A 26868-nucleotide genomic window follows, 5' to 3' on the forward strand; every position below is an offset into this window, starting at 1 on the left:
TACTCTCCCTGACCCATCGGCTTCGCTCGGCCCGACGTTACTTGTCCATCCAGACGTCTTCGTAACGGTAGCCGTTGTAGGAGCTGTTCACCATGATGGTGATGCCCTTGACATAAGGCTGCCAGCACGAGCCTTGGCGGGCGTGCAAGATGATCGGCCGCGCCACGTCTTCCTGCAGCTTCTTGTCGATCTCCCAGACCAACTTCTTGCGCTTGGCGACATCCTTCTCCACCGACTGCTCGTCGAACAGCTTCTCGATTTCCCTGTTGCAGTAGTTGGTGTAGTTGCGCTCCGAGCCGCAAGAATAGTTTTCGTAGAATGACTGGTCGGGATCGTCGACCGCATTGCCGGTCAGGTTGAGGCCGAGCGAGTAATCCTTGCGGGCGACCTTCGGGAACCATTGTGCGGTATCGACGACGTCGAGATCGCCGTCGATATAGATGCTCTTCATCTGGTCGATCAGGATGACGGCGGGATCGCGGTAGATCGGGATGTTGCGCGTGGCGACCTTGACGGCGAGGCGCTTGTCCGGTCCATAGCCCGCCTTCTGCATCAGCTTGCGCGCCTCTTCCCGATTGGCGTTGACGTCGGGACCGTAACCCGGAATCGATTCCAGCATTTCCTTCGGCATCGCCCACAAGCCGCCCGGTGCGGGGAGCATGGTGCCGCCGATGTCGGCCTGTCCCTCGTACAGTATCGAGACGAAGGCCTTGCGGTCGAGCACCAGTGCCAGCGCGCGGCGAATGTCGATATTGTCGAACGGCGGGGCGGACGAGTTGACGATGATGTTGGTCGAGACGTTGACCGGCTCGACCACGCACACTGCGTTCGGTGCCTGCGACTTGACCTCCTTCAAGAGCGGGATTGACACTTCGGTCGGGAAAGTCATGTCGAATTTCCCGGAGACAAATCCGAGAATGGCCGTCGAACGGTTTGTGATGATGGTGAACTCGATGCCGTCGAGGTGCGGCAGGCCCTTCTTGAAGTAATCGGGATTCTTCGTGAGCTTGATCGATTCGTTGGCCTTGAACTCGACGAATTTGAACGGGCCGGTGCCGACCGGCTTGGTACGCATGTCGGCCGGGGAAACGTGGCAGGGGTAAACCGGGGTGTAGCCGGAGGCGAGTAACGACAACAATGCCGGCTGCGGCCTCTTCAGGCTGAACGATGCCTCGAAATCGCCGTTTGTCGTCACGTCCTCGACCTGGTTGTACCAGGACTTTCGCGGGTTCTGGCGAAACTTCTGTTGCGACTTGCCCATCAGCATGTCGAAGGTGCACTTGACGTCGGCTGAGGTGAACGGCTTGCCGTCATGCCACTTGACGCCCTGCCTCAATTTGAAAGTGAGTTTCTTGCCGTCGTTGCTCCAGGCCCAGCTCTCCGCCAGATCCGGGACGATGGAATCTGCGCTGTTCTGCGCGACGTCCTGCTTGAACATGACGAGGTTGTTGAAGACCGGCATGAAGGGAACGTTGATCGAGAACGTCGCGCCTTCATGGATCGAGGCGCTGCCCGGGCTGTCGCGATGATAGACCCTGAGGATGCCGCCCTGTTTGGGCTCGCCGGCCGATGCAACATCATAAGCTGGCAGCAACAACAACGCTGCGGCGGCAAGCGCATGAACGCTCCGCATGGTCCCCTCCCACATTTGTTCGGTCTCGAAACGGCCGATTACACCAGACGATAGCATGACCGGGCGTCCGGGCAACCGGCCAAGACGATGCACAGATCGGCAATTCGAACTAATCGAAATCCGCGCGGCGGAACACGCGCCAACACGGCTGTTCGCTGCGGCAGATTCGCTGCGGCTCGCGCTGGAATGTCTCGCCGGATGATGCACCGCACCACCAGGTGTCGCGACGTCTGTGTTCGGGTTCGCCGTCTCACATCGTCGCATGCTCACACGATCCGCGAGGCCTTGTTGCCCCAATAGCGATCGCGCAACAGGCGCTTGTAGAGCTTGCCGGTCGGCAGCCGCGGCAGTTCGGCCTCGAAATCGATCGAGCGCGGTACTTTCTGGCGCGACAGCGACTGGCTGCAGAAGGCGATCAGTTCGTCGGCCAGTTCCTGTCCCGGCGAGACGCCCGGCATCGGCTGCACCACGGCCTTTACTTCCTCGCCGAGATCGGGATTCGGCACCCCGAACACCGCCGCATCGGCGATCTTGGGGTGGGTGATCAAGAGGTTCTCGCATTCCTGCGGGTAGATGTTGACGCCGCCGGAAATGATCATGAACGTCGCGCGATCGGTCAGATAGAGATAACCGTCCTCATCGACATAGCCGACGTCGCCGACCGTGCTCATACTGCCGTCAGGCGAGCGCGCCTCCTGGGTCTTGGCCGGGTCGTTGAAATATTCAAACGGGGTTGCGGTCTTGAACCACACCGTGCCCGGGGTGCCCACCGGGCAGGGTTGCATGTTCTCGTCGAGAATATGGAGGTCGCCGAGCAGCACTCGGCCGACGGTGCCGCGGTGGGCCAGCCATTCCTCGCTGTTGCAGGCGGTGAAGCCGAGCCCTTCGGTGGCGCCGTAATATTCATGGATGATCGGTCCCCACCATTTGATGATGTCGTCCTTCACCGCGGCCGGGCAGGGCGCGGCGGCGTGGATCGCGATCTCAAGCGATGAGAGGTCATAGCGCTTGCGGACATCCTCCGGCAGCTTCAGCATGCGCGAGAACATCGTCGGCACAAGCTGGGTGTGGGTGACGCCCCATCTTTGAACCAGCTCCAGATATCTTTCCGGATCAAAGCTTTCCATGATGATGACGGTGCCGCCGGCGCGGATCGTCAAATTGACCGCCGCCTGCGGCGCCGAATGGTACAGCGGCGCGGGCGAAAGGTAGATCATGCCTTCGCGGTAGTGCCAGACGCCGTGCAGGAAATCGAAGATCGCCAGGTTCTGAAGCGGAGGCTGTTCGGGCAGCGGCCGCAGGATGCCCTTCGGCCGGCCCGTGGTGCCCGACGAATAGAGCATGGCGGTCCCGATGCATTCGTCTGATATCGGCGTCTTCGGCAGGCCGGACGTCGCCTGCTCAAGCCCGACGATACGGTCGCTCTCGCCGTCGCCGTCTGCGACAATGCATAATTCGACCTTGGGGCATTCCTTCAGCGCCTCGCGGGCGACGTCGAGCTTTGCCTTCGAGGTGATGAGGATGCGCGACTGGCTGTTGGTGAGGATGTAGGCAAGCTCGCCCGCGGTCAGGTAGGAGTTCACGCAGGTATAATAAAGCCCGCTCCGTTCGCCGGCGCCGCAGGCCTCGAGGTAGCGGCTGTTGTTCTCCATGAAGATCGAATAGTGATCGAGGCGCTTGAGTCCGCGATTGCGAAACAAGTGCGTCAGCCGGTTCGTGCGCGCCTCCAGTTCACGATAGGTCACGGCCTCTCCGGTGGAAGCCATGATGAAGGCGGGCTGCAGCGGACGAAGGTGAGCATGTGTGCCGGTGTACATATTGGCTTCGGTCTCCTTACGCGGTCATGTCCAGAATCTCGCGCACCTGCGCCGGTCCCTCGATCTTGCGCGGATTGCGCGGCACCCACGGCGTTGCCATCGCTTGTTGCGCGATGCGGTCGAAATGCTCAGGCCCAACCTTGACCTCGCGCAGGCTGCGCGGCATGCCGAGATTGCGAATGAATCGGTCGAGCACGTCGCCGGCGTCCTCGTTTGGATGGCCCATGGCGGCTGCGACCAGCGCCTGACGTTCGGCATTCGCTGACTTGTTCCAACCCATCACCGACGGCAGCATCACGCAGGAGGTGTAGCCGTGCGGGACTCGAATTCGGCGCCGAGCACGTAGCCGATGCCATGGCTGGCGCCCATCGGCACGCCGGAAGCGAGAGGCCCGGTCGAAAGCCAGGTCCCGATCTGGCAATCCATCCGCGCGTCTAGGTCGCCGGCCGCGGCCTTCACCCGCGGCAGCGCCTGCGCCAGCATCGATAGGCCCTTCAGCGCCTGCGCGTCGCCATATGGGTGAGCTTCGCGCGAGCAGATGCCTTCGACGCAATGGTCGACGGCGCGGATACCGGTCGACAGCCACAGCCATTCCGGCGTGTGCTGGGCAAGCCAGGGGTCGAGAATCACGGCGCGCGGCATGAGCAGCGGGTGGCGCAGCGCTTCCTTGACCTTCGTCTTCTCGTTGGTGACGCCGGCCGTGGAGGAGAATTCGCCGCCGGCGATCGTCGTCGGCACGCTGATCTGGCGCACCGTTGGCGCGGTGAGCTGCCGTGAGCCGCCGCGACCGGCCTTGATCCGATCGATGTCATCCGCGCTGCGGATGTCGTTGGCGAGGCAGAGCTGCACGGCCTTGGCGCCGTCGGTGATCGAGCCGCCGCCGATCGTGACGATGAGATCGGCATCCGCTGCGCGGGCCTGTTCGCTGGCGGCGATCACGGCTGAGCGCGGCGTGTGCGGCGGCATCGCGTCGAACGTGCCGACGCAGCGCGGTCCCAGCGCGCGGCGGATGGTATCGATCACATCGGTTTCGCGGTTGAGCGTGCCGCTGACCATCAGGAAGGCGCGCCTCGTGCCGAGCCGATCCAACTGCGCGACAAGCGCCTCGGACGCCGGCCGTCCGAACACGACCTCGTCCATGGCGCCGAATACGACACGCCCTCTGTGCACGCTTGTCCTCCCCGGACATTCTCTGGCCCTTGTGGCGGGCCTTGCGGCGAGGTTAGCCGAGGAAATCGGCGACGTCATGCTTGAAGGCGGCAATATGAGCGGACCATCTCGACGATCGGGCAGTCGCTCGCTTCCCCCTTGGGGGCTCCACGAGACGTCTTCGCACGATGTCACGTTTTCGTCATCAGGCGGCGATTAGCTGACCATTCGTCGCAACGGGTTCCGCTTTCATCGCAGTGCGAAAACGCGAAATCGCGCGTTGCGACGAGCGTTGACTACGCTGATGCATAACGATTGTGCTTGATCCCGGCCGGTTCTTGACGAGACTGGGAACCGATCACATCTGTGGCCTCCGCAACTAAGTTCCACGGCAAGCTTTTCCATCGATCAGGATGTTGAGAATGCAGGGGGAGATGGGATTGAGCACGACTGAGTCATTGAAGCGTCCGGCTGCGGCAAGCCGTGATGGTCACTCGCTTCGCGGTCTCAAATGGTTGCCCCCATTGCTTGCGCTTGCGCTGTCCGCCTGTGGCGACAAGCCGCCGCAACAGCCAGCCGCCGCAGCGCCGTCGGTCACGGTCTCGCAGCCGGTGAAACGTACCGTCACCGATTGGGACGAATTCACCGGCCGCTTCGAGGCCATCCAGGAGGTCCAGGTTCGCGCCCGCGTCGGCGGTTTCGTGAAGAGCGTCGAATTCCGCGACGGCGCGATCGTGCGCACGGGCGACCTGCTTTACGTGATTGACGCCCGTCCGTTCGAGGCGGTCGCCGAGCAGGCCGATGGCCAGTTGTCGGACGCACGCGCGAGGGCCGAACTCGCCAGGCGCGAACTCGACCGTGCGCTGACGTTGAACCAGACCCAGGCCGTATCCGACTCTATCGTCGACCAGCGCCGCCAGACCCTGCAGGCGGCGCGCGCCGCGGAGATGCAGGCCGAAGGCGCGCTCAAGGCCGCCAAGCTCAACATCGAATTCACCCATGTGATGGCGCCGATCACCGGCCGCGTCAGCCGCCATCTCGTGACGCCTGGCAATCTCGTGCAGGGCTCCGAGGGCGGTGCCACGCTGCTCACCTCGATCGTCTCGCTCGACCCGATCTACATCTATTTCGATGTCGACGAGGCGACTTACTTGCGAAACAGCCGGCTCTGGTTCGAAGGCAGGCGGCCGAGCTCGCGCGACACGCCGAACCCGGTCCAGGTGACGCTGACTGGCGAAACCAAGCCCTCGCATGAGGGCAAGATGGATTTCCTCGACAACCGGCTGGACGTCTCGACGGGTACGCTGCGCAGCCGCGCCGTGATCCCGAATAAGGATCTCTCGATCCTGCCCGGACAGTTCGGCCGCGTCCGGATCATCGGCAGCGCACCGTATGAGGCGCTGCTGCTGCCTGATACGGCTGTCGCGACCGACCAGTCGCGCAAAATCGTTTTCGTGGTCAAGGACGACAATACGGTCGAGGCGAGGCCGGTGACGCTCGGGCCGCTCGATGAAGGCCTGCGCGTGATCCGTGAGGGCCTGAAGCCGGAAGACCGCGTCGTCATCGACGGGCTGCAGCGGGCCCGCGTCGGAGCGAAAGTCAGCCCGCAGACGGGTGAGATCAAGCCGGCCGGTGCCAAGACATGAATCTCGGCCGTCTCTCCATCAACCAGCCCATCCTGGCGATGGTGTTGTCGATCGTGCTTCTGATCGTCGGCGCGATCGCCTACACCACGCTGCCGGTCTCCGAATATCCGCAGGTGGTGCCGCCGACGGTGACGGTCACCACGCAATATCCCGGCGCCTCCGCGCAAACCGTGTCCGACACCGTCGCCGCTCCGATCGAGCAGGAGATCAACGGCGTCGAGGACATGCTGTATCTCTACAGCCAGGCCACCTCGAATGGGCAGTTGACGATCACGGTCACCTTCAAGCTCGGCACCGATCTCGACAAGGCCCAGGTGCTGGTGCAGAACCGCGTCGCGATCGCGCAGCCGCGGTTGCCCGAAGAGGTGCAGCGCAACGGCGTCATCACCCGCAAGAACAGCCCCGACATCCTGATGGTCGTGTTCATGCTGTCGCCGGACGACACGTTCGACCAGCTCTACATCTCCAACTACGCGCTGCTGCAGGTCCGCGACGAGTTGCTGCGGCTCGACGGCGTCGGCGACATTCAAATCTTCGGCGCGCGCGACTATTCGATGCGGCTGTGGCTCGACCCCGACAAGATCTCCACGCTCGGCCTGACCGCGGGCGAAGTGGTGGCGGCGATCCGCTCGCAAAACGTGCAGATCGCAGGCGGCCAGATCGCGGAGCCGCCGATCGGCGACCGCGCCTTTTCGCCGAATCTCACCTTTACCGGCCGTCTGAAAGACCCGAAACAATTCGAGGAGATCGTGGTCAAGGCCGGCGCCGACGGGCGCACGGTCAAGCTGCGCGATGTCGCGCGGATCGAACTCGGTGCTTTGGCCTATTCGACCAACAGTTTTCTGCTGCGCAAATCCGCGGTCGCCATGCTGGTGACGCAGCGGCCGGGCTCGAATGCGCTGGCGACCGCCGAGAATATTTCCAAGACGATGGAGAAACTGAAGGCGAGCTTCCCGAAGGGGCTCGACTACAACATCGGCTACAACCCCACCGAATTCATCGCGCAGTCCGTCAGCGAGCTGATCAAGACGATCTACGAGGCGATGGCGCTGGTCGTGATCGTGGTGCTGGTATTTTTGCAAGGCTGGCGGCCGGCGATCATCCCGATTATCGCGATTCCGGTCTCGCTGGTCGGCACCTTTGCCGTGATGGCGGCGCTCGGGTTCTCGATCAACAATCTGACGCTGTTCGGCCTTGTGCTGGCGGTCGGCATCGTGGTCGACGACGCGATCGTGGTGGTCGAAAACGTCGAGCGCCATCTCGAACATGGCATGAGCAGGCGCGACGCCGCGCTCCGCACCATGCAGGAGGTCGGCAGCGCGCTGGTGTCGATCGCGCTGGTTCTGTGCGCGGTGTTCGTGCCGACCGCGTTCCTTGGCGGCATCTCCGGGCAGTTCTTCCAGCAGTTCGCCGTCACCATTGCGGTGGCGACCGCGATTTCCTGCTTCTGTTCGCTGACGCTGTCGCCGGCGCTGGCCTCGTTGATCCTGCAACCGCACGAAGACAAGAGGCCGCCGGCACGCTGGAATTTCATCGCCCGCGGCTGGGGCGCCTTTACCGGCGTGTTCAATCGCGGCTTCGACCGGCTGGCACATGGCTATGCGAGCACCGCCGATTTCGTGATCCGGCATTCGGTGGTTATGCTGCTGGTGTACGTGGCGCTGATCGGCGGCGCCGGATGGCTGTTGATCACGACGCCGCAAGGCTTCATCCCGGCGCAGGACCGTGGCTACGTGATTGTGTCCGTGCAATTGCCGGGTGCGGCCTCGCTGGCGCGAACGACCGAAGTGGTCAGGGAGATCGAAAAGATTGCGCTTGATACGCCGGGCGTCGTTCGGGCGCCCGCCTTCGCCGGCTTCTCGGGTGCGACCCGGACGCAGGCGAGCAACGCCGCGGCACTGTTTCCAGTGTTTGACGATCCGGCGGCCAGGGCGAAGAAGGGACTTACGTCCACTTCAATCGCGAACGAACTGCGCAAGCGGCTGGCGAATATCCAGGGAGCGTTCATCATCGTGATTCCGCCGCCCGCGGTGCCCGGCATCGGCACCGGCGGCGGCTTCACCATGCGCATCCAGGACCGTCAGGGCCGCGGCTCCGAAATGCTGGCGGCCGCGACCGATGAATTGATCGGTGCCGCGCGCAAGGCGCCCGGACTGACCCAGGTGTTCTCGACCTTTGCCGCCAACACGCCGCAACTGTTCGTCGACATCGACCGCATCAAGGCACAGAAGCTCGGCGTGCCGATTGCGAACATCAACGATACGATCCAGACCTATTTCGGCTCGTCCTATGTCAACGACTTCAACCTGTTTGGCCGCACCTACCGCGTCACGGCGCAGGCCGATCTGCCGTTCCGGAAGGAGACGTCCGATCTCGCACGCCTGCGCACCCGCAATGCCGCCGGCGACATGGTGATGCTCGGCAGCGTCGTGAGTTTCAGCGACATCTCCGGCCCCGATCGGGTCGCGCGCTATAATCTCTATCCCGCGTCCGAGTTGCAGGGTGACACGCTGCCGGGGACCAGTTCAGCGACCGCCATTGACACCATGAAGAAGCTCGTCGAGGAGACGCTGCCGAGCGGCTTCTCGTTCGAATGGACGGATTTGTCCTATCAGCAGGTCACCGGCGGCCAAGCCGGCCTGCTCGTGTTCCCGATCTGCGTGCTGTTCGTGTATCTCGTGCTGGCGGCGCAATATGGCTCGTGGAGCTTGCCATTTGCGGTCATCCTGATCGTGCCGATGTGTCTGCTGGCTGCGACCATCGGCGTGCGGATCATGGGACAGGACGTCAACATCCTGACCCAGATCGGCTTCGTGGTGCTGGTTGGGCTGGCGGCCAAGAACGCCATTCTCATCGTCGAGTTCGCGCGCGACATCGAGCTCGAGGGCAAGGCGCGGCTGGAGGCGGTGATCGAAGCCTGCCGGTTGCGGCTGCGGCCGATCCTGATGACGTCATTCGCCTTCATCCTCGGCGTGCTGCCGCTGGTGATCTCGTCGGGCTCGGGCTCGGAGATGCGGCAGGCGGTGGGCGTCGCCGTGTTCTTCGGCATGATCGGCGTCACGCTATTCGGCCTGGTGTTCACGCCGATCTTCTACGTCATCGTGCGCAACCTCGCCGAAGGCAAGGGCAAGAAGCGGGCGGCGGTGTAAATTCGCACGCGTCATTCCGGGCTCGCGACTTCGTCGCGCCCCGGAATGACGGCGCAGTTTTGATCAAAGTTCCCCAATACTTTTGGCTGATCTGAAATGGATGGGCACTCGCGGGGTTATTGAATAAAGTCGCGAGGTTCCTCTGACAAAAAATTCCTGGAGAAAAGAATGAAGTCGGGATTGTTGGCCGCCGTTGCGGCAGTTGGTCTTTTGCTCGCCGCGCCGGCATCGGCGCAGGGCGTCAAGATCGGCATTCTGAACGACCAATCCGGGGTCTACGCCGATTACGGCGGCAAGTGGTCGTTCGAAGCGGCCAAGATGGCAGTCGAAGATTTCGGTGGCGAAGTGCTCGGCCACAAGATCGAGGTCATTTCCGCCGATCACCAGAACAAGCCGGATCTCGGCGTTGCCATCGCGCGGCGCTGGTATGAGGTCGAAGGCGTCGATATGATCACGGAGCTGACGACGTCCTCCGTCGCGCTCGCGATTCACGAGCTTTCTAGGGAGAAGAAGAAGATCGACATCGTCGTGGGTGCTGCGACCTCGCGCCTCACCGGCGACGCCTGCCAGCCTTACGGCTTCCACTGGGCCTACGACACCCACGCGCTCGCCTACGGCACCGGCGGTGCGCTGGTGGAATCCGGCGGCGATACTTGGTTCTTCATGACCGCCGACTACGCCTTCGGCCACGCGCTGGAAAAAGACACCGGCGATTTCGTCAGGGCGAAGGGCGGCAAGGTGCTCGGCGCAGTCCGCATTCCCCTGAACTCGTCGGACTTCTCTTCCTTCCTGCTGCAGGCGCAAAGTTCGAAAGCCAAGATCATCGGTCTCGCCAATGCCGGCCTCGACACCACCAACTCGATCAAGCAGGCGGCGGAATTCGGCATCGTCAAGAGCGGCCAGAAGCTCGCCGGCCTATTGCTGACGCTTGCGGAAGTGCACGGCCTCGGCCTCGCCGCCGCCCAGGGCCTGGTGCTGACCGAAGGCTACTACTGGGACCGCGACGCCAGGAGCCGCAATCTCGCCGAACGCTTCTTCAAGCGCACCGGCCGCATGCCGAACATGATCCAGGCCGGTACCTATTCGGCGACGCTGCAATACCTCAAGGCAGTGAAGGCCGCGGGCACCAAGGATACCGAGGCGGTGGCGAAGAAGTTGAAGGAGCTCCCGGTCGACGACGATTTTGCGCAAGGCGGCAAGGTTCTGGAAAACGGCCGCATGGTCCACGACCTCTATCTGTTCGAGGTCAAGAAACCATCTGAATCGAAGAAGCCGTGGGATTACTACAAGCAGCTCGCCGTGGTGCCGGGCGACAAGGCGTTCCCTGCGGCGAAGGATTCCGGCTGCCCGCTGGTGAAGTAGTCTCCGTCCCTACGAAAGCAGGGACCCATAACCACAGGCGGTTGTTGTTAAAGCGGGCGTCTGATGGCCTGCTCCATTGATAAGCCGCGGCGTATGGGTCCCTGCTTTCGCAGGGACGACGAGGGGATGGGGTTGGCGCTCCATCACCCCTGCACCAACCGCCACACGATGGCGCCGAATGCGCCGATCCACAGCGCGATCGTTGCCAACGCCTGAGTCGCAAAGCCGAGGCCGCGCTGTGGGACCGACTTCGCGTAGCCAAATATATAGAGAATGCGGCCTATCACCCATACCAACCCCAGCGCAGCGGCGATGCCGTCGCTGATATAAATCGCGAACAGCCATAGCGCCGGCAAAAAGATCGGCAGCCATTCCAGCGTGTTCATCTGCGCGCGAAACACGCGCTCGAAATCGGGGTTGCCCGAAATCGCCGGCAGCTTGACGCCGAATTTACCGCGCGCCTGTGACACACGAACGGACGAGTAGAAGTAGACCAGGATCGCCAGCAAGCTGACGAGCGCGGTGAGATGATACATCGCTGAAATTCCCCTTTTCGAGCGCGCTTAATAACCTGTCATTTCCAGATAGCCCACACCCGCGTGGCTGCCTGCGAAGCGAATCGGGCCTTCCCAATAGGGGAAACTCGTGCCCATCCAGCTTCGGGGATTGAGCGGCGTGCACTCGATCTTGAGCGCCTTGCTTCGAACCTCGATGCGCCATGTGGTCGGAATTTTTCGCGTCCCAATCTCGGTGAACGCGAGCGGCGTCATGGCGATATCCGCGGAGGCGAGTTGCTCGGCCGTGCCGTCGGGCGCGATCCATTTGCCCGAGCCATAATGCTGGCCGTCGGTCTGGCGCATCCGGTACAGCATCAATTTGTCGCCGGCGTTGAAATGCAGCGAGAGCCAGTCCCATCCGCTTTGATCCGCGGCCAGCGGCTGGCTGCTCCACTCGCGATCGAGCCAGGCCATGCCGGTGACGTCGACGGGCCTGTCGTCAATGGTGAGGATGCCCGTCGCCGCATAGTGCGGCTGGCTGTAATAATAGGAGGCCTGTTCGCGCAGCGATTTGCGGCTGTAGCCGCCTTCGCCCTGCAGCACCAGCGGCCGATCCTCGTCCAGGCGCAGCGTGTAGCTGAAGTCGGCGCCCGATGCTTTCAGTTCCAGCGGTGCGATATTGTCGTCATTCACGGAATCGAGGGCGCGCATCTCCCAGGCATCGATCCAGGCGTGAAACGGGTTGGCCTCGACGCCGGCCTGGCCGACACCGCCGCGCGCGAACGTCTGGCTGAAGCGATGGGTATCTTCGCGCGTGACGGCGGCATGGCCCATCCATATCTGCTGGTTGGCCCAGCCCTCTCGCGGCCCGCCTGGCGCGATCGCCTGGCGAAACAGCGTCCATTGGGCGCCGTAGGCTGCTCCGCTGACATCGGTGAGATTGGCGGTCACATACCACCACTCGATGCGGAATTCCGGATGTGGCCCGTGGTCGGCAGGAAAAGCAAATGTCCTGCCCGGCACGACCGGCGCAAATCCATCCGCGCTATCGCCAAGCCCGGCAAAGCCCTGCGCGAGTGTCTCGCCGCCAAATCCGGCCAAGAGTGTACCGCCAATGAAGCAGCGGCGGGTAATGAAGCCGCTACCGTTCATTGGCAAAGATCCTGATCAGGCTGGTCGGCTGCATGCGCGCCAGCCTGATGACGGGGAGCGCGGAAGCCGCAACCGCTGCCGCCATCGCGACGCCGGTGAGCCAGAGCAATTGCAGCGGAAAGACATGAAACGGCAACCGCCAGCCGAACGCCTTGACGTTGACGATCGCGAGCAGGCACCACGCGACCAGCAAACCCAGCGGAAGCGCAAAGATGGTGGTGATCAACGCCACCGAGGTCGTCTTCAACAGCTCGATGGCCGCGAGCCGCCGCCGCGTGACGCCGATCGCCCATAGCGGCGCCAGTTGCGGCAGGCGGGAATTGGCAAGCGTCAAGAGGCTCGTCAGCAGCGCCACGCCGGCGACGCCGAGCGTAAAGGCGTTCAGCGCCGCCGTGACCGAGAAAGTGCGGTTGAAGATCCGCGTCGATTCCGCCTTCATCGTCGCCTGGTCGACGACATTGCGATTGTCGAGGCCGAACTTTTCCTGCAGTGCCGAGATCAACGCCGGGATCTTTGGCGGGGCGACCCGCAGTCCCATGCGCGTCAGCGGGATTTCCGGAAAGCGACGCGTCAGCGCGGCGAAGTTCACCGCGATCTGGCTCTTGGGGTTGCCGTAATCGGCATAGATGCCGACCACGTGGAGCGCCCAGTTTCCGCCTGACGCGGGCACTTCGATGCGGTCGCCAAGGGAGAGCTGCAGCCGTCGCGCCAGTTGTTCGCTTACAAGGGCCGCATCGCCGGGGCGAAGCTTGACCCAGACATCCTCAGTCGATTGCAGCAGCGGCCAGTTGTCGCGATAGGTGGCGTGATCGGGCAGGCCCAGCACCTCAAGCGGCGCGCCCGCCAATTGCGTATCGGCACGGCCGCCGGGCAGGATCGCCTCGACCTCGGGGCGTTCGCGAAGCCACGCCTTGATCTCGCGTGCCTGCGCGTCATTGGCGGCGTTGACATAAACTTCTGCTGCCAGCCGCCCGTCCAGCCAGACCAGAAACGTGCGGGAAAAACTCTCGACCATGGTGGAGACGCCGACATTCACCGCCAATGCGAGCAACAGCGCCATCAAAGCGAGCGATAATCCCGACAGTTGCTGGCGGCTGTCGGCCCAGAACCAGATTCCGAGCGGGGCTCGTGCGTAGCGCTGGCCAAGCGACAGCACGATTTCCAGAAACATCGGCAGGATCAGCGCTGCGCCGAGCATCAATGCAGCGAGCACGGCAAAGCCCGAAATCAGGGAATCGCCAAACCACAAAAAGCCGCCAGCGGCTGCGAACGCCACGAGCGCCAGCGCGCTCTGGTAAAGGAGCCAGCGCCGCTGCGCCTGTTGCCAGGCGAAGGGCTGGGCGGTGGCGAGCAACGGCAGCCGCAGCGCCTTGGTGAGGCTGGCAGCGGCCGCTGCGAGCGCGCCCAAAATGCTGATGGCGATGCCCGCGATCCACCATTGCGGCTTGAGCGTGAGATGTCCCGGAATCTGCGCGCCATAGAGCCCGCGCAGCGATGCGGCGACGTCAGGCAGCAGCGCGCCGGCGATGAAGTAACCGCACACGAGTCCGATCAGCCCCGCGACCAGTGCCAGCGACACCAGCTCAAGCACCAGCACGGCGTTCAGCATCCGCGCCGAGACGCCGCAGGCGCGCAAGGTGCGTAAGGTCGGTAGCCGCTGCTCGAAGGCCAGCCCGATCGCCGAATTGACGATGAACAGGCCGACAAAGAATGACAGCAACCCGAACGCGGTCAGGTTCAGGTGAAAGCTGTCGGTGAGGCGTTCGAGGTCGGTCTCCGCATCGGCTTCGATCAGCCGAAGCTTGTCGCCGGCAACGCTTTCGAGCGGCGCGTGCCTCGCTGTCGCCTTGCCAATCAGGAGCCGCGAAAGCTGGTCCGGCATCTTCAGGAGGTTCTGCGCAATGCCGATGTCGACGACCAGCACGCCGGGCACCAGGTTTGGCTGCACGCGAAGCGGCGGCAGCGGTGCGCCGCCATCGCCTTGCGGACGCGCGCCCTCCGCGAGCTTGAGGTCGGAAAGCGTTTCCGGCGCCACCAGGATCTCGCCCGGCGGCGTCATGAAGGATTGCAAGCTGGCTTTGCCGATCGTCGGCGCGTTGCCGACTTCGGCGGGCAGCGTAACGGGGTCGATGCCGAGCAGCCGCAACGATCGTCCCTCGATCTGGATGCGGCCTTCCAGCATCGGTGAAACCGGCCAGCCGGCGCGGCGCAACTCGACAAAAAGTTCTTGCGGGAAAGTTACGCCGTTGCGGGCGACCAGCATGGCGGTGCGCGTGCCGCCAAACGTAGCGGCGGCGCGATCATAGGATGTGCGCGCCTGCTGATTGAGCGCCTGCACGCCGCTCCACAGCGCGGTCGCCGAGATCAACCCGATCAGCAGGGTCGCCAACTGCATCGGGTGCCGCCGCCAGTGGCTCAGCAGCACGGCCAGCGTCCACAGGGCGCGTTTCACGCGATCACCCCGGCATGGAGGTTGACCTGGCGGTCGAGCGTTGCTGCGAGCCGCGCGCTGTGCGTCACCAACAGAAAGCCGCAGCCGCTGCGCGTCACCAGGTCGCGCGCCAGCGCCAGCACTTCGTCCGCCGTGTCCTCGTCGAGATTGCCGGTTGGCTCGTCTGCGAGCAGCAAGAGCGGCTTGACCGCCAATGCCCGGCCGATTGCGACGCGTTGTTGCTGACCGCCGGACAATTGCTCGGGATAGCGCTTCAGGAAGCGGCCGAGCCCGAGCCGCTGCACCAGTTCGTGGTGCCAGGCCGCATCGTGACGGCCGGCGATGCGCGACTGGAAAACGAGGTTGTCCTCCACGGTGAGGCTCGGGACCAGGTTGAATTGCTGAAACACCAGGCCGAGCCGGTCGCGGCGCATTTCCGCCCGCTCGGCATCACTGAGTTCGGCGACTGAGGCATCCGCCAACCTGATCTCGCCGCCATCGGCTGCATCGAGCCCGGCGATCAGGTGCAAGAGCGTGCTCTTGCCGCTGCCGGATTCGCCGGTGAGTGCGACGCTCTCACCGGCAGCGACCGTCAGGTTCACGCCGCGCAGCACCGCGACTTCTTCGCCGGCGGTGCGGTAGCTCTTGATCAGGCCGGTCACGTGCAGCACGGGGCCGGTCGCACTCGGATTGTATTTGGTCATGCGAGACGATGGACCGATCTGACCATGAAAATCCCCTGACGTGATGGCATGCAACATATCAGGGCACGCGTCCCCGATCACGGCCTCAATCGCGCCGCGACGCGATCGTGATTCGGTTGTGGCGTGCGCCTGTCGCGCAAGCCGGCAGTTGCACGGCGGGCATTTGCGAAAATCGCGGTTGCCTTGCCCGCAAGCCGCCTTGTAGCATCGAAACCGGCCGATCCGACAGAGCCAGCAAAGATACACGGGGAAAGCAGCCATGACCGCGCAAGCGACGCCCAAGGGGACGTCAAAGGGGACGCCCGAGGGCGCCTGGAAAATCACCTTCCTGCTGTTTCTGTTCATGCTGGTGAACTTTGCCGACAAGATCGTCGTCGGGCTCGCCGGCGCCCCGATCATGGATGAGCTGAAGCTCTCGCCGGAACAGTTCGGTTTTCTCGGCTCCTCGTTCTTTTTCCTGTTTTCCATCTCTGCCATCGTCGTCGGCTTCGTCGTCAACCGCGTCGATACGCGTTGGGTGCTGCTCGCGATGGCGGTGATCTGGTCGGTGGCGCAGTTTCCGATGGTCGGCACCGTCGGTTTCACGACGCTCGTGATCTGCCGCATCATCCTTGGTGCAGGGGAGGGACCCGCGTTCGCGGTAGCGGCGCACGCGGTCTACAAGTGGTTTCCTGACGAAAAGCGGACGCTACCCACCGCGATCCTTTCGCAGGGCTCGGCGTTCGGGGTGATCCTCGCGGTGCCCGCGCTGAACTGGATCATCGTCAATCATAGCTGGCACTATGCGTTCGGCGCGCTCGGCATCGTCGGCCTGATGTGGGCAGCGGCGTGGCTGGTCATGGGAAAGGAAGGACCGCTGGTTCAGACCGTCACAACGGCTGCGACCGATCCGCGCGTTCCCTATCTCCAGCTTCTGACTTCGCGAACCTTTATCGGCTGCTGCGCCGCGACCTTCGGCGCCTATTGGGCGCTGTCGCTCGGCCTCACCTGGTTCACGCCGTTCATCGTCAAGGGGCTGGGCTTCTCGCAACAAGATGCAGGCTGGATTTCGGTTCTGCCCTGGGTGTTTGGCGCGGCCGTCGTGCTGCTGACGGGCTGGGTTTCGCAGGTGATGCTGACGCGCGGCTATACCACGCGCGGTGCGCGCGGTGTGCTCGGCTCGGTGCCGCTGATCGTCGGCGGGGCGATCCTTGCTGTGCTGCCCTATGTCAACGGCGCGGGATGGCAGATTGCGTTCCTTGTGTTCGGGTCCGGGCTGTGCGGCTCGATCTATGTGGTCTGCCCGCCGATGCTCGGCGAATTCACCCCAGTGCAGCAGCGCGGCGCCGTGATCGCAATCTATGGCGCGATCTATACGCTGGCGGGAATGATCGCGCCGTTCGTGATGGGCGCCGTGATTCAGAATGCGGTGGTGCCGCTCGACGGCTACATGACCGGCTTCACCATCAACGCCGTGATCATGGCGGCGTCAGGGTTGCTCGGACTGTTGCTGCTGTGGCCGAATATGGAACGCAAGCGGTTGATGGCCCAGGCGGTCGCTCAGCCGAAATTCGCGTGAGGCATATCCGTCGTCCCTGCGAACGCAGGGACCCATATGTGGACGGCCCCCGTGGCACAAGAGCTTTTTGAGTGAGATCGGATCGCTTGCATCCATATGTCCGGCCTGTGAGTGCGGTTGTGTTGACCGCTGGCCAAGATGGGTTGCGCGATGCGAGTTCCAAACAACCTAGCGGCCTGTTGGCGGCCAATGGGTCCCACGGATTGTCTCGCATCGTTGCTCGATCGATCGCTCCATCTGCTCTTGCAGCTTCCGGGTCGGTCGGCGGACGAGCCGCCGGCCGGCCAACCTGTTTGACCTGTTTAAGCGGCGACTGCCGCCGTGGCATTGATCCGCGCCGCGTCGTACGCCTCCCCCGTGACCATCAGCTTCCAGGCGATGCGGGCCACCTTGTTGGCGAGCGCTACGGCCGCAAGCTTCGGCGGCTTGCGCTGGATCAATGCCAGCAGCCAGCGCGAGTGATGGCCGCGGCCACGCCTGGCCTGCTGGATCACCGCGGTCGCCCCGATCACCAGCAGGCGACGAAGGTCCTCATCGCCGGCCCGGGTGATCTTGCCGAGCCTGGTCTTGCCGGCGGTGGAATGGTCCTTGGGCGTGAGGCCGAGCCAGGCCGCAAAGTGACGACCGGAGCGGAACGCGCGCGGATCTGGTGTCTTCATCACCAGCGCCGTCGCCACGATCGGGCCGACCGAAGGGATCTTTGCCAGCCGGCGGCCCATGGCATCGCCACGGTGCCAGGCCATCAGCTTGGCCTCGATCGCCTCCAGCTCGCCCTCGAGCCTGGTGCATTCGCGGCCCAGCACCGTAAACAGCTCGCGCGCCATCGCGGGAAGCGTCTCGTCCTGGGCAATCTGCGCCAACAACGGCTCGATCTTGTCCAACCCCTTGGGCGCAATCAGGCCATACTCCGCCGCATGGCCGCGGATCGTATTGGTCAACTGGGTGCGCCGGGCGATCAATCCATCGCGGATTCCTGTCAGCATTAATGCAGCCTGCTGCTCGGCGCTCTTTACCGGCACAAACCGCATGCTCGGCCGGCTCATCGCCTCACACAGGCCCTCCGCATCCCGCCAGTCATTCTTGTTCCGCGTCACATAGGGCTTCACCAATTGCGGAGCCATCAGCTTCACCTCATGGCCAAGCTTGCGAAGCTCCCGCGCCCAATATTGCGAAGCCCCGCAGGCCTCCATCCCGATCACGGTCGGCGGCAATTTGGCAAAGAACTCCAGCACCTGCTTGCGCGAAAGTTTCTTGCGCAACACCACCTGCTCCGCCGCATCAACTCCATGCAGCACAAAAATATACTTCGACGTATCCATTCCAATGCGGCTAATCTGCTTCACGGACGGCTCCCTTGTCTGAGATTTGCAACAACCTCATTCTGGCACACTGATGCCGTAGGGGGCCGTCCACACCATCAACCACGAATGCTGATTGCCTAAGCGAGGTGCCTGCCACATCGCCATGAACGATGAGCCGCGGCGTATGGATCCCTGCGTTCGCAGGGAAACACCGAGTGTGGGCGACGCCGCCGTCTTAACTCGCCGCCGCGTCGAACTGCGGCTTGCTTCCCTGCGTGCCGCGCACCAGTTTGCCCGGGCGCGCGCCGGTGGCTGTGCCGGCGCGCTGCGTCACCACGCCAGAGACGATGGTGGCGTCATAGCCGTCGACCTGCTGCATCAGGCGGCGGCCGCCGACCGGCAGGTCGTAATGTACTTTTGGCGGATGCAGATGCAGACGGTCGTAGTCGATCACGTTGACGTCGGCCTTGAAGCCGGGCGCAATCACGCCGCGGTCGTAGAGGCCGGCCGAGAGCGCGGTCTTGCGCGATTGCGCGGCGACGACGAACGGGATCGACAGTTTTTCGCCGCGGGTGCGGTCGCGGGTCCAGTGCGTCAAGAGATAGGTCGGAAAGCTGGCGTCGCAGATGATGCCGCAGTGGGCGCCGCCGTCTGATAGCCCCGGCACGGCATTGGGATCGCGCAGCATCTCCCTGACAGCATCGAGATTGCCGTCGGCATAATTGAGGAACGGCACGTAGAGCATGCCGCGGCCGTTATCCGTCAGCATCGCATCATAGGCGAGTTCTTCCGGTTGCTTGCCCTCGCGGCGGGCCTGCGCGCCCAGCGTGTTTTCCGGCGGCTGCTCGTAGTCCGGCGGGTTTCCGAGCAGGTACATTTTGTCGTAGTTCGGCCGGAAGAACAGCGGATCGTCGGTCGCGGTGGCGTGCTCGCTCAGGATCGCCTTGCGCACTTCGGGCTGGCGCAGGCGGGCGAGCCGCTCGGCGAGCGGCAGATGCGCGATCGCTTGGTAGCTCGGATGGGTCTGGAACGGGTTGCGCGATAGTTCGAGTCCGAGCATCAGTCCGACCGGGCGGGCGGCGATCTGCGCCGTAATCGACAGGCCCTGCACCGAGGCCTCTCTGATGGTGTCGAGCGTCTGGCGCCAGCGCTGCGGCGCTCTATCGTTCTGCGTGATCGAGAACGACACCGGGATTTTGGTGTTCTCGGCGACCCGCAGCATCATCGGCAGGTCTTCGTCGATTGTGGAGAGATCGAGCACGAATTGCAGGACGCTGCGGCCCTGCGCATGCATCGCCGCCGCGATCGCGGTCAGTTCGTCCTCGCCGGCCTTCAGCGTCGGCGTAAAATCGCCGGTCGAGGTGCGGTGGTTGAGCGTGCGCGAGGTCGAGAAGCCGAGTGCGCCGGCCCGCACGGCATCGGCAGCCAGTGCCGCCATCGCCTTGTTGTCGTCTGATGTCGAGGGATCGCGGCGCGCGCCGCGCTCACCCATCACATAGACGCAAAGCCGCATGCGGCAGTTGCGCGCCGATGTCCATGTCAAAACTTCTTTTCGACAGCCACTCCATGTAATCCGGAAAGCTCTCCCAGGCCCATGGGATGCCGGCGCTCAGCACCGGCTCGGGGATGTCCTCGACGCCTTCCATCAATTGAATTAGTCGGACATGGTCGGCCGGACGGCACGGCGCGAAACCGACGCCGCAATTTCCCATGATCGCCGTCGTTACGCCGTTCTGCGAGGAGGGCGTGATATCCTGGCTCCAGGTGACCTGGCCGTCATAATGGGTGTGGACGTCGACGAAGCCCGGCGTGACCAGTCTGCCCCTGGCGTCGATTTCTTCCTTGCCCTTTGCCGCGACCTTGCCGACTTCGGTGATGCGGTTGCCTGCAATCGCCACGTCGGCTTCGAACAAGTCGCCACCCTTGCCATCGGCAACGGTGCCGCCGCGGATCACGAGGTCGGGGGTCGAGGTCATGGCTTCCATCCCGGTTCTGGTTCTTGTTGACGCATCATCTGACGTCATCCGAGCCTGTCAACCAACGGGGATGACGCTCAGGAATGCATTACAACGGCTTCGGCGCCGCCGGCTTGCGGTCGGTCACCAGCGCCAGCAGGACCGTCAGCACCATGAAGGCGACGGAGGCGCCGAACACCCAATGCGGCAGGTTCTGGTCCATGATCCAGCCGAACAATAACGGGGAGAGTATGCCGCTGAAATTGAAGCCGGTGGAGACGATACCGAAGGCGCGGCCCGCGGCGCCCGCAGGAGCCGCGTTGCGCACCAGCATGTCGCGCGAGGGGGCGATGACGCCGCCGAGGAATCCAGCCAGCCCCATCGCGGCGGTCAGCACCACCGACGGCAAATTGATCGTCGCAATGATTGTTATGATGACGGCGTTGATGGCAAAGCACGCAGCGGCAACATTGCCATGCCGCTTGGTGCGGTCGGCGAGATAGCCGCCGGCGAGCACGCCGGCCGCGCTGGCGCCGAGATAGGCGGTCAGCGCGATGTTGGCGGCCGAGAACGTCACGCCATAGCCGCTCATCAGCGCAACCACGCCGAAATTGCTGATGCCGGCGCTGGACAGGCCGAGCAGCATGAAGAAGATCGTCAGCACGATGATCGCAGGCGTCACGATGCTCTGCTGCGGCGCTGCAGGGCCATCGGCCTTGCGATCGGCCGAACTGGCATCGGGAATCCTGACCGCGATCAACAGCAGCGCTGCCGCAGGGCCGACCGCGCCGGCCACGATCAGCGCGCCGAGCCCGCCGACGGCTGTCACCAGCATGAGCATGATCGTGGGCGCCACCGCACCGCCGAGGAAACCCGCAAAGGTATGGACCGAAAACGCCCGGCCCATCCGCGCTTCATCCATATGCGCCGACAGGATCGCATAATCGCAGGGGTGATAAACGCTGTTGGCAAGGCCGAGTAGCGCGGCCGAGATGATCAGCGAGACGTAGCTCAGGTGCAGGCCGAGCATGATCAGCGCGAGGCCGCCGACGGTGAGGCCGATCAGCAGCACTTTTCGCGCGCCAATGTGGTCGGCGAGATAGCCGATCGGGGCCTGCGTCAGGCCAGAGACGACGCCGAACACGGTGAGCGCGAAGCCGAGCTCGATATAGCCGACGCCGAGTTGCTCCTTCAGGAACGGAAACAGCATCGGCAACACAAACAGATGGAAATGGCTGACCCAATGGGCGACCGAAATCGCCGCGAGCGTGCGCAGCGAAGTGTCCGCTTTGGCTTGTTGCGGTGCGGCCAGAATGTCGACCATGTCAGCTCAAAATCCTGTGTAACTTGCGGCCCGGCGGGGCGGGCTGAAAATATAGGCAGGCCGTTATTTGTCCATGAATGCCGCTGCATGGCTGCCCCGGCGCAGGGCAGGGCGCGCGAAATGCCGCCACTAAATGGGAAGACAAAGGCGGGTCCACGCGGCAATGATGCGGCATGCCTGATCCCGCAAAACCGCTCCGGGTACTGGTCTCCGAAGGTTCCTCGACCTCGGCCCGGGAGGCCATTACGATTCTCGGTCTTTCAGGCCATCACGTCGAGGTCTGCGATCCTTCACCCTGGTGCCTGTCGCGGTTCTCGCGCTTCGTCCGCAAATTTCACCGCTGCCCTGGACTGCGGGACGATCCCGCCGGCTACCTGGCCTTCGTCGAGCGGCGACTGGCCGGCGGAAAATTCGACGTGCTGCTGCCGACGCATGAGCAGGGATTTTTGTTTGCGCGGGTCGCGCAACGCATCGAAGGTCGCGCCGGGATTGCGCTGCCGGCTTTCGAGAGCTATCGCGAGGCGCATAGCAAGGCCGGCTTCAGCCGGCTGCTCGATCGGTTGGGATTGCCGCAGCCGCCGACGCGCATCGTGCAATCCGCGCAAGGGGTGCGCGAGGCGGTTCGCTTTCCGGCCGTCGTGAAGACTTCAGTTGGCACCGCCAGCCGCGGCATCTGGTTCGTGCGCAGCGCGGACGATCTGATGCGCGCGCTGCACGATCTCGGCGGCGGCGATGCATTCGCCGGTGAGGTGCTGGTGCAAGACCTCGTCGCAGGCACCACCGAGAAGGCGCAATCGGTATTCTGCCGTGGCCGGATGCTCGGCTTTCATGCCTATCGGCAGATCGCCGCCGGCATTGGCGGCGGCGAGGCGATCAAGCAGAGCGTAAGCCGGCCGGTCGTTCGCGCTTATCTCGAACAGATCGGCCGGGCGCTCGATTGGCAGGGTGCGCTGTCGGTCGATTACATCATGCCGGACGTCGATACCGCGCCATTGCTGATCGATTGCAATCCGCGGCTGGTCGAGCCGATGAATGCCTATCGCTCCGGCGTCGATCTCGTCGGACTTTTGCTTCTGATCTCGCTGGGCGAGACGCCGGCGCCATTGCTCGCAAGCCGCGAGGGCGTGCTCACGCACCTGGCGATGCAGGCGCTGCTCGGATGTGCGGCGCGCGGCGGAACGCGGCCCGACATTCTCAGGGAATGTTTGCATCTCGCTGCGGCGCGCGGGCCTTATGCCGGCAGCAGCGAAGAACTCACACCGGTGCAATCGGACTGGATCAGCGCCGTGCCGCTGGCGATGACGGCACCCGTGCTGCTGGCTTCGCCGAAGCTGGCGATCAAACTAGCGCTCGGTGGCTTTGGCGCGCATCTGCTCGATGCAGCGAGTATTCGGGTGATTGAAAGCGAAGGATTCTACCAACACAACTCGTCATCGCCCGGCTTGACCGGGCGATGACAGCTTTTATGAGGCTACAACGGCTCATCGTCGGGGCCATAACGGTCCCGCTTCGGCGTAGCGATGTCGCCGTCCTCGTGGTCCTCCTCCTCCTCAACCGGCGGGCGCGGTGGCTTCTTCGGTTTGGCATCGCCCTGTTTCGGAGGCTCGTTCGGAGGCTCGCTGTTCTTCCTGCCTGTTCCGCCCATGTGATTTCACCAAAGTGATGCTTCTCGCCGGATCAATCGGCGTTTGCGCTGCATGCCGACTCAGGGTAACGGCATGACCTCAATCTAATCGCGCCCGGAAGGTATCCTAGCGCCGGTCAAACGATTCTTCCCGCCCTTTTTGCGGCTTCAGCTCGAAGGGCATCACATGGAGCCAGTATGAAGAAGCCCCGCATTGCGCTCGATGAACCGCAACAGCGCAAGATCCTCCGCGCCGACAAGGCTCCGACCGCCGGTTATTCGCTGGTCGTGGATGGCCACTTCAAGTCGCATCACGATACGGTGGAGGCGGCTGAGGAAGCGGGCATGGCGTTGAAGAACCGCTTCCAGATGCTTCAGGTGCAGGTTTACGATGCCGAGAACAAGACGCGATCGATGATCGATTGGCCGGGGCCGGCGTAACGCCGGATCTTCGAGTTCGATCGGCCGATCTCAGGTTCGCCGTCCGCCGTTCTGCTGGCTCGCCAGCCACTCGGACAGGGCCACCGGCTTTTCGTCGGGCCGCTTTGTGCTGCTGCGCGCCTTCTTTGCGGCCTTTGCGGCGGGCGCACGTTGCGGCTCGGCTGCTTCGCGCGCGAGCCGCAACGCCTTCAGCTTCGCCATATTGTCGAGCACGGCTTTCGCCGCTGCATCGCGTTCGGCCTTGCCGGACTTTGCGTCCTGAACTGCCTTGGCGGCCTTGTCGAAGCGCGCCTGGGCGCGATCGCGATCCTCTTTCGTCATTTCAGGTCAGCCTCTTTTCGCAATCCTGGCTTTGGTCTTGCCCTTGACCTTCGATTCCGGCGGATTTGCACGGTCGGCCGCTTCCTTTGCCAGGCGCAGCGCGCGCAGCTTCTCGGTTCGCTGGCGGATCGCAACATCGGCAGCCGCGATCTCGGCCATCGCCTTGATGCCGTCGACTTCCTGGGCGCGCTTGCGGTTGAGCCTCATTTCTTTCAGCTCGGCGGCGCTCTTCGGCTCATCATCCATGTCATACCTCTGACATCACGACTGATATCGTCGAGCGGTCTGTGGCCCATTTACCACGGATCGGCGCGCAGAGGATGTTATTTTCGGTCGAAAATGGCGCAGTTTCTGACAGAATCTGCCTTGATATGAAGGTTGCGGGAACTCGGCAGGTCGAGCCGGTCCGGCAGCAAACCGAACCGGCTATATCGGTCAGAACGTCGCGCCGGCCTTTACCATGAAGGTGCGGCCGGGCAGCGGATAGGCCGAGAAACGGCCCGGCGTGAACGAGCTCGCGATCGCGTAGTCGTAGTACAGCGCATTGAACAGATTGTTCACGCCCACCGACCAGAAGAAGCGATCGTAGGCGCCGCTTAGCTTCAAATCGACGGTGGCGTCCGCCGGAATACGTCGCTGGGTGTTGGCCTGGTCGTTGTCCATGAAGCGCTCGCTCCAGGCCCGCACGGTGGCGTCGAACACCAAATAGTTCTGCCAGATGTTCCAGGTCACGCCGCCGCTCGCGGTGTAGCGTGACACCAGCGGGACGTCGTTACCGGCGAACGGCCCTTCGCGAAACACGGCGCGGGTGTACGCCACGCCGCCCCGCAGCAGCACGGTGTCGCTGACGCGCAACGAAGCGCTGGTCTCGGAGCCATAGCGGCGGGTCGGATCGAGGTTAACGTTGAAGAACAGCGCCGGGATGAAATGGATCTCGTTCTCGAGGTCCATGTTGTAGATGCTCGATTGCATCTGGAAGCCGCCGGACTTGATGCGGAATCCGCCCTCGATGTCGTGCGAGGTCTGGGTTTTCAACTGAAAGGTCCCCGGAACGAAGAAAGGTCCGCTGGAGACCCGTTCATCGACAGTCGGAGTACGGAACGCGCGCGCAGCACGGCCAAACAACGAGAATGTGTTGTTGAGCCGGTGCTCGAGCCCAACATGCAAGGCGTATTGCGTCTCGTCGCTGTCGAGCGGAAGCGCCTCGGTACCGAACGCAAATGGAGCCGTTCCATCGAAGCGGTCCCGCGCGCCCAGGCGGGTGTTCTGCACGCGGGCGCCATAGGAGAAATCCGTCGTCGGCAACAGGCCTAATGTTTGCTGCCAATAGCCAGCCAGTGTCTGCTGCGCCAGATCGTAGGTGTGGATTGGTGCAACGCCTTTGAACGCCCCGCGTTCCTGATTGAACGTCGCATCGTAATAGTCGATGCCTGTAAGGATCTGTGAGGGCATCCCGAAGATCGCGTTCTTGACGCTCAATCTCGGCGTGATCGACCAGGTCAGCAACGATGCGTCGTTGTAGGTGGAGGAGAAGCTCGGAAATGGCGACGCAAATGGTACCGCACCGAAGAACCCGCTTTGCGTATCCTTCTTCCGTACTCCACCGTCGACGATGAGCTCGGCGCCGTTCCAAAGGGTTTTGGTGAAACCGGCGGTGGCGCTGGCGCCCTGCTGGTTGCCGTAATCGAACGGCGTAGCGGCGCCCCGTCGGTTCGTGACCAGTTCGTTGACGCCGATCGAGGGATCGACCAAGCGACCGCCGGGGAATCCGAGCTTTTGGTCGTCGCCGGTCACCGTCAGGAACGCCTTGAGGTCGGGCGTGGTGTAGTTGAGATTGCCGACCCCGTTGCGCTGATCGAGCGCGTTGTTTTCGCGATAGCCGTCGGACTTGATGGCGTTGCCATAGAATGACGTCGACCACGGCCCGTAATTGGTCGTGGCCGAGAGATCCGCAAGTCGTTGATTGAACGAACCGACGCCGGCTTCGCTGCGAATCGCGACTGGTGGGCCGCCGACGCCGTTCTTCAGTACGATGTTGATGACACCGCCGACCGCGTTGTCGCCATACAGTACCGCGCCGCTATTGCCGCGGGTGATTTCAATGCGCTCGATCGAATCGCGCGGGATGGTCGAAAAATCGACGCCGGCCATGTCGATGTCGTTGAGCCTTCGGCCGTTGATGAGCACCAGGGTATTTGAAGTCGCGAACGCGCCGAAGCCGCGGAGGTCGACGGAGGTCTTGGCGCCGTTGACGCCACCAAACAAGCTGGTGAGCTGGACGCCGGGCGTTTGCGCGATGATTTCCTGCAGCGTTTGCGCCGGCGAATGCGCGATCTCTTCGGCAGTAATAACGGTCGACGCAGTGCCGACGATGCCGGAGAACTGCCGGCCGCCGCCTGCGCCCGCGCCTTGCGGGGCGCTTTGCGATGAGACATCCGAGCCTATCCCGGATGCGGGCCGCCTGCCGGTCGACGGTGCAGCCGCCGGTACGACGCGGCGCGACGTCGATCCTTCATCGTAGGTCGGTTTTGCGCGGGTCCGGTTCGGGTCGGTGGGTGAAGTAATCTCAATCGGCGGCAATGGCTCGGACGGCGCCTGCTGCGCTTCTGCGCCGGAAATACCGAACGATGCGATGGGTATCAGGAAGCTGCTGGCGAGCCAAAGGCGGCGCCGCCGCGTGGCTGTGTTGGTGAAAGACATGACTTGGACCTCGGTATGACGTCAGTGGCACGTCACAGCGAACCAAGTCTCACCATGTGCTTTCAGCAGCTCAGGTGAAGCTAATGTCTGTACTCCCCGACCGA

General features: G+C 63.4%; 18 protein-coding genes and 2 pseudogenes. 6 read left to right on the forward strand and 14 right to left on the reverse strand.

Annotation, left to right across the window (positions count from 1 at the left end; translation table 11 throughout):
* Positions 1-37: 37 nt before the first annotated feature.
* The 3 genes and pseudogenes from ACFXS9_RS36120 to ACFXS9_RS36130 form a co-directional block, all read right to left on the reverse strand.
* Positions 38-1633 (reverse strand): ABC transporter substrate-binding protein, encoded by a 1596-nt coding sequence (locus tag ACFXS9_RS36120; protein ID WP_392697723.1) that lies wholly within the window; start codon positions 1631-1633, stop codon positions 38-40.
* 266 nt (positions 1634-1899) lie between these two features.
* Positions 1900-3450: an AMP-binding protein gene (locus ACFXS9_RS36125; RefSeq protein ID WP_392697726.1), complete on the reverse strand. Its 1551-nt coding sequence runs from the start codon at positions 3448-3450 to the stop codon at positions 1900-1902.
* Between the two features lie 16 nt (positions 3451-3466).
* Positions 3467-4620: pseudogene (locus ACFXS9_RS36130) on the reverse strand (iron-containing alcohol dehydrogenase).
* A gap of 494 nt (positions 4621-5114) precedes the next feature.
* On the opposite strand from ACFXS9_RS36130, the gene ACFXS9_RS36135 reads away from it, so the two are divergent.
* The 3 genes from ACFXS9_RS36135 (at position 5115) to ACFXS9_RS36145 (ending at position 10756) form a co-directional block, all read left to right on the forward strand.
* Complete coding sequence (locus ACFXS9_RS36135) at positions 5115-6245, forward strand: efflux RND transporter periplasmic adaptor subunit (protein WP_392700189.1); 1131 nt, start codon at positions 5115-5117, stop codon at positions 6243-6245.
* A complete protein-coding gene (locus ACFXS9_RS36140) occupies positions 6242-9394 on the forward strand; it encodes an efflux RND transporter permease subunit (RefSeq protein WP_392697728.1) in 3153 nt (1050 codons plus the stop codon). Before ACFXS9_RS36135 ends, ACFXS9_RS36140 begins: the two co-directional genes overlap by 4 nt.
* A gap of 168 nt (positions 9395-9562) precedes the next feature.
* Complete coding sequence (locus ACFXS9_RS36145; protein ID WP_392697730.1) at positions 9563-10756, forward strand: ABC transporter substrate-binding protein; 1194 nt, start codon at positions 9563-9565, stop codon at positions 10754-10756.
* Positions 10757-10899: 143 nt separating this feature from the next.
* Here the strand turns inward: ACFXS9_RS36145 and ACFXS9_RS36150 are convergent, their stop codons facing one another.
* Genes ACFXS9_RS36150 through ACFXS9_RS36165 form a run of 4 tightly spaced genes read right to left on the reverse strand, consistent with a single transcriptional unit; the run spans position 10900 to position 15540 of the window.
* Positions 10900-11292 (reverse strand): MAPEG family protein, encoded by a 393-nt coding sequence (locus ACFXS9_RS36150; protein ID WP_392697732.1) that lies wholly within the window; start codon positions 11290-11292, stop codon positions 10900-10902.
* 27 nt (positions 11293-11319) lie between these two features.
* Entirely contained in the window at positions 11320-12405 is a 1086-nt protein-coding gene (locus ACFXS9_RS36155; protein WP_392697735.1) for a lipocalin-like domain-containing protein, read from the reverse strand.
* Positions 12395-14857, reverse strand: a complete 2463-nt coding sequence (locus tag ACFXS9_RS36160; protein WP_392697738.1) for an FtsX-like permease family protein — start codon at positions 14855-14857, stop codon at positions 12395-12397. Before ACFXS9_RS36160 ends, ACFXS9_RS36155 begins: the two co-directional genes overlap by 11 nt.
* Positions 14854-15540: an ABC transporter ATP-binding protein gene (locus ACFXS9_RS36165; RefSeq protein WP_392697740.1), complete on the reverse strand. Its 687-nt coding sequence runs from the start codon at positions 15538-15540 to the stop codon at positions 14854-14856. Before ACFXS9_RS36165 ends, ACFXS9_RS36160 begins: the two co-directional genes overlap by 4 nt.
* 259 nt (positions 15541-15799) lie before the next feature.
* On the opposite strand from ACFXS9_RS36165, the gene ACFXS9_RS36170 reads away from it, so the two are divergent.
* Positions 15800-17098, forward strand: coding sequence for an MFS transporter (locus ACFXS9_RS36170; protein ID WP_392697743.1), 1299 nt, complete (start codon positions 15800-15802; stop codon positions 17096-17098).
* Between the two features lie 302 nt (positions 17099-17400).
* Here the strand turns inward: ACFXS9_RS36170 and ACFXS9_RS36175 are convergent, their stop codons facing one another.
* The 3 genes and pseudogenes from ACFXS9_RS36175 to ACFXS9_RS36185 form a co-directional block, all read right to left on the reverse strand.
* Positions 17401-18441 carry an IS110 family transposase gene (locus ACFXS9_RS36175; RefSeq protein ID WP_392689985.1) on the reverse strand — a complete coding sequence of 347 codons (1041 nt, stop codon included), beginning with the start codon at positions 18439-18441 and terminating at the stop codon, positions 17401-17403.
* A 193-nt stretch (positions 18442-18634) separates the two neighbouring features.
* A pseudogene (locus tag ACFXS9_RS36180) lies at positions 18635-20375 on the reverse strand (amidohydrolase family protein).
* Positions 20376-20463: 88 nt separating this feature from the next.
* Positions 20464-21678: an MFS transporter gene (locus ACFXS9_RS36185; RefSeq protein ID WP_392697746.1), complete on the reverse strand. Its 1215-nt coding sequence runs from the start codon at positions 21676-21678 to the stop codon at positions 20464-20466.
* A 173-nt stretch (positions 21679-21851) separates the two neighbouring features.
* On the opposite strand from ACFXS9_RS36185, the gene ACFXS9_RS36190 reads away from it, so the two are divergent.
* On the forward strand, positions 21852-23135 hold the full coding sequence (locus ACFXS9_RS36190; RefSeq protein WP_392697749.1) for a hypothetical protein: 1284 nt from the start codon (positions 21852-21854) through the stop codon (positions 23133-23135).
* 14 nt (positions 23136-23149) lie between these two features.
* Here ACFXS9_RS36190 and ACFXS9_RS36195 read toward each other — a convergent pair whose 3' ends face one another.
* Positions 23150-23323 (reverse strand): hypothetical protein, encoded by a 174-nt coding sequence (locus ACFXS9_RS36195; RefSeq protein ID WP_392697752.1) that lies wholly within the window; start codon positions 23321-23323, stop codon positions 23150-23152.
* Positions 23324-23500: 177 nt separating this feature from the next.
* Between ACFXS9_RS36195 and ACFXS9_RS36200 the strand changes: the two genes are divergently transcribed.
* On the forward strand, positions 23501-23743 hold the full coding sequence (locus tag ACFXS9_RS36200; protein ID WP_057841290.1) for a hypothetical protein: 243 nt from the start codon (positions 23501-23503) through the stop codon (positions 23741-23743).
* Between the two features lie 30 nt (positions 23744-23773).
* On the opposite strand, the gene ACFXS9_RS36205 is transcribed toward ACFXS9_RS36200, so the two are convergent.
* The 3 genes from ACFXS9_RS36205 to ACFXS9_RS36215 form a co-directional block, all read right to left on the reverse strand.
* Entirely contained in the window at positions 23774-24064 is a 291-nt protein-coding gene (locus tag ACFXS9_RS36205) for a hypothetical protein (RefSeq protein WP_065747706.1), read from the reverse strand.
* A 6-nt stretch (positions 24065-24070) separates the two neighbouring features.
* Positions 24071-24310, reverse strand: a complete 240-nt coding sequence (locus ACFXS9_RS36210) for a transcriptional regulator (protein WP_392697754.1) — start codon at positions 24308-24310, stop codon at positions 24071-24073.
* Between the two features lie 189 nt (positions 24311-24499).
* Positions 24500-26764, reverse strand: coding sequence for a TonB-dependent receptor (locus ACFXS9_RS36215; RefSeq protein ID WP_392697757.1), 2265 nt, complete (start codon positions 26762-26764; stop codon positions 24500-24502).
* Positions 26765-26868: the final 104 nt, after the last annotated feature.

This window comes from Bradyrhizobium sp. RDI18 (assembly GCF_043203335.1).
GTDB lineage: Bacteria > Pseudomonadota > Alphaproteobacteria > Rhizobiales > Xanthobacteraceae > Bradyrhizobium > Bradyrhizobium retamae.

What these genes read in the sequence shown, in the direction of transcription:
- ACFXS9_RS36120 (WP_392697723.1), bottom strand. Translation starts at nt 1,633, where the DNA reads ATGCGGAGCGTTCATGCGCTTGCCGCCGCAGCGTTGTTGTTGCTGCCA.
- ACFXS9_RS36125 (WP_392697726.1), bottom strand. Translation starts at nt 3,450, where the DNA reads ATGTACACCGGCACACATGCTCACCTTCGTCCGCTGCAGCCCGCCTTC.
- ACFXS9_RS36140 (WP_392697728.1), top strand. Translation starts at nt 6,242, where the DNA reads ATGAATCTCGGCCGTCTCTCCATCAACCAGCCCATCCTGGCGATGGTG.
- ACFXS9_RS36145 (WP_392697730.1), top strand. Translation starts at nt 9,563, where the DNA reads ATGAAGTCGGGATTGTTGGCCGCCGTTGCGGCAGTTGGTCTTTTGCTC.
- ACFXS9_RS36150 (WP_392697732.1), bottom strand. Translation starts at nt 11,292, where the DNA reads ATGTATCATCTCACCGCGCTCGTCAGCTTGCTGGCGATCCTGGTCTAC.
- ACFXS9_RS36155 (WP_392697735.1), bottom strand. Translation starts at nt 12,405, where the DNA reads ATGAACGGTAGCGGCTTCATTACCCGCCGCTGCTTCATTGGCGGTACA.
- ACFXS9_RS36165 (WP_392697740.1), bottom strand. Translation starts at nt 15,540, where the DNA reads ATGACCAAATACAATCCGAGTGCGACCGGCCCCGTGCTGCACGTGACC.
- ACFXS9_RS36170 (WP_392697743.1), top strand. Translation starts at nt 15,800, where the DNA reads ATGACCGCGCAAGCGACGCCCAAGGGGACGTCAAAGGGGACGCCCGAG.
- ACFXS9_RS36185 (WP_392697746.1), bottom strand. Translation starts at nt 21,678, where the DNA reads ATGGTCGACATTCTGGCCGCACCGCAACAAGCCAAAGCGGACACTTCG.
- ACFXS9_RS36190 (WP_392697749.1), top strand. Translation starts at nt 21,852, where the DNA reads ATGCCTGATCCCGCAAAACCGCTCCGGGTACTGGTCTCCGAAGGTTCC.
- ACFXS9_RS36195 (WP_392697752.1), bottom strand. Translation starts at nt 23,323, where the DNA reads ATGGGCGGAACAGGCAGGAAGAACAGCGAGCCTCCGAACGAGCCTCCG.
- ACFXS9_RS36200 (WP_057841290.1), top strand. Translation starts at nt 23,501, where the DNA reads ATGAAGAAGCCCCGCATTGCGCTCGATGAACCGCAACAGCGCAAGATC.
- ACFXS9_RS36205 (WP_065747706.1), bottom strand. Translation starts at nt 24,064, where the DNA reads ATGACGAAAGAGGATCGCGATCGCGCCCAGGCGCGCTTCGACAAGGCC.
- ACFXS9_RS36210 (WP_392697754.1), bottom strand. Translation starts at nt 24,310, where the DNA reads ATGGATGATGAGCCGAAGAGCGCCGCCGAGCTGAAAGAAATGAGGCTC.
- ACFXS9_RS36215 (WP_392697757.1), bottom strand. Translation starts at nt 26,764, where the DNA reads ATGTCTTTCACCAACACAGCCACGCGGCGGCGCCGCCTTTGGCTCGCC.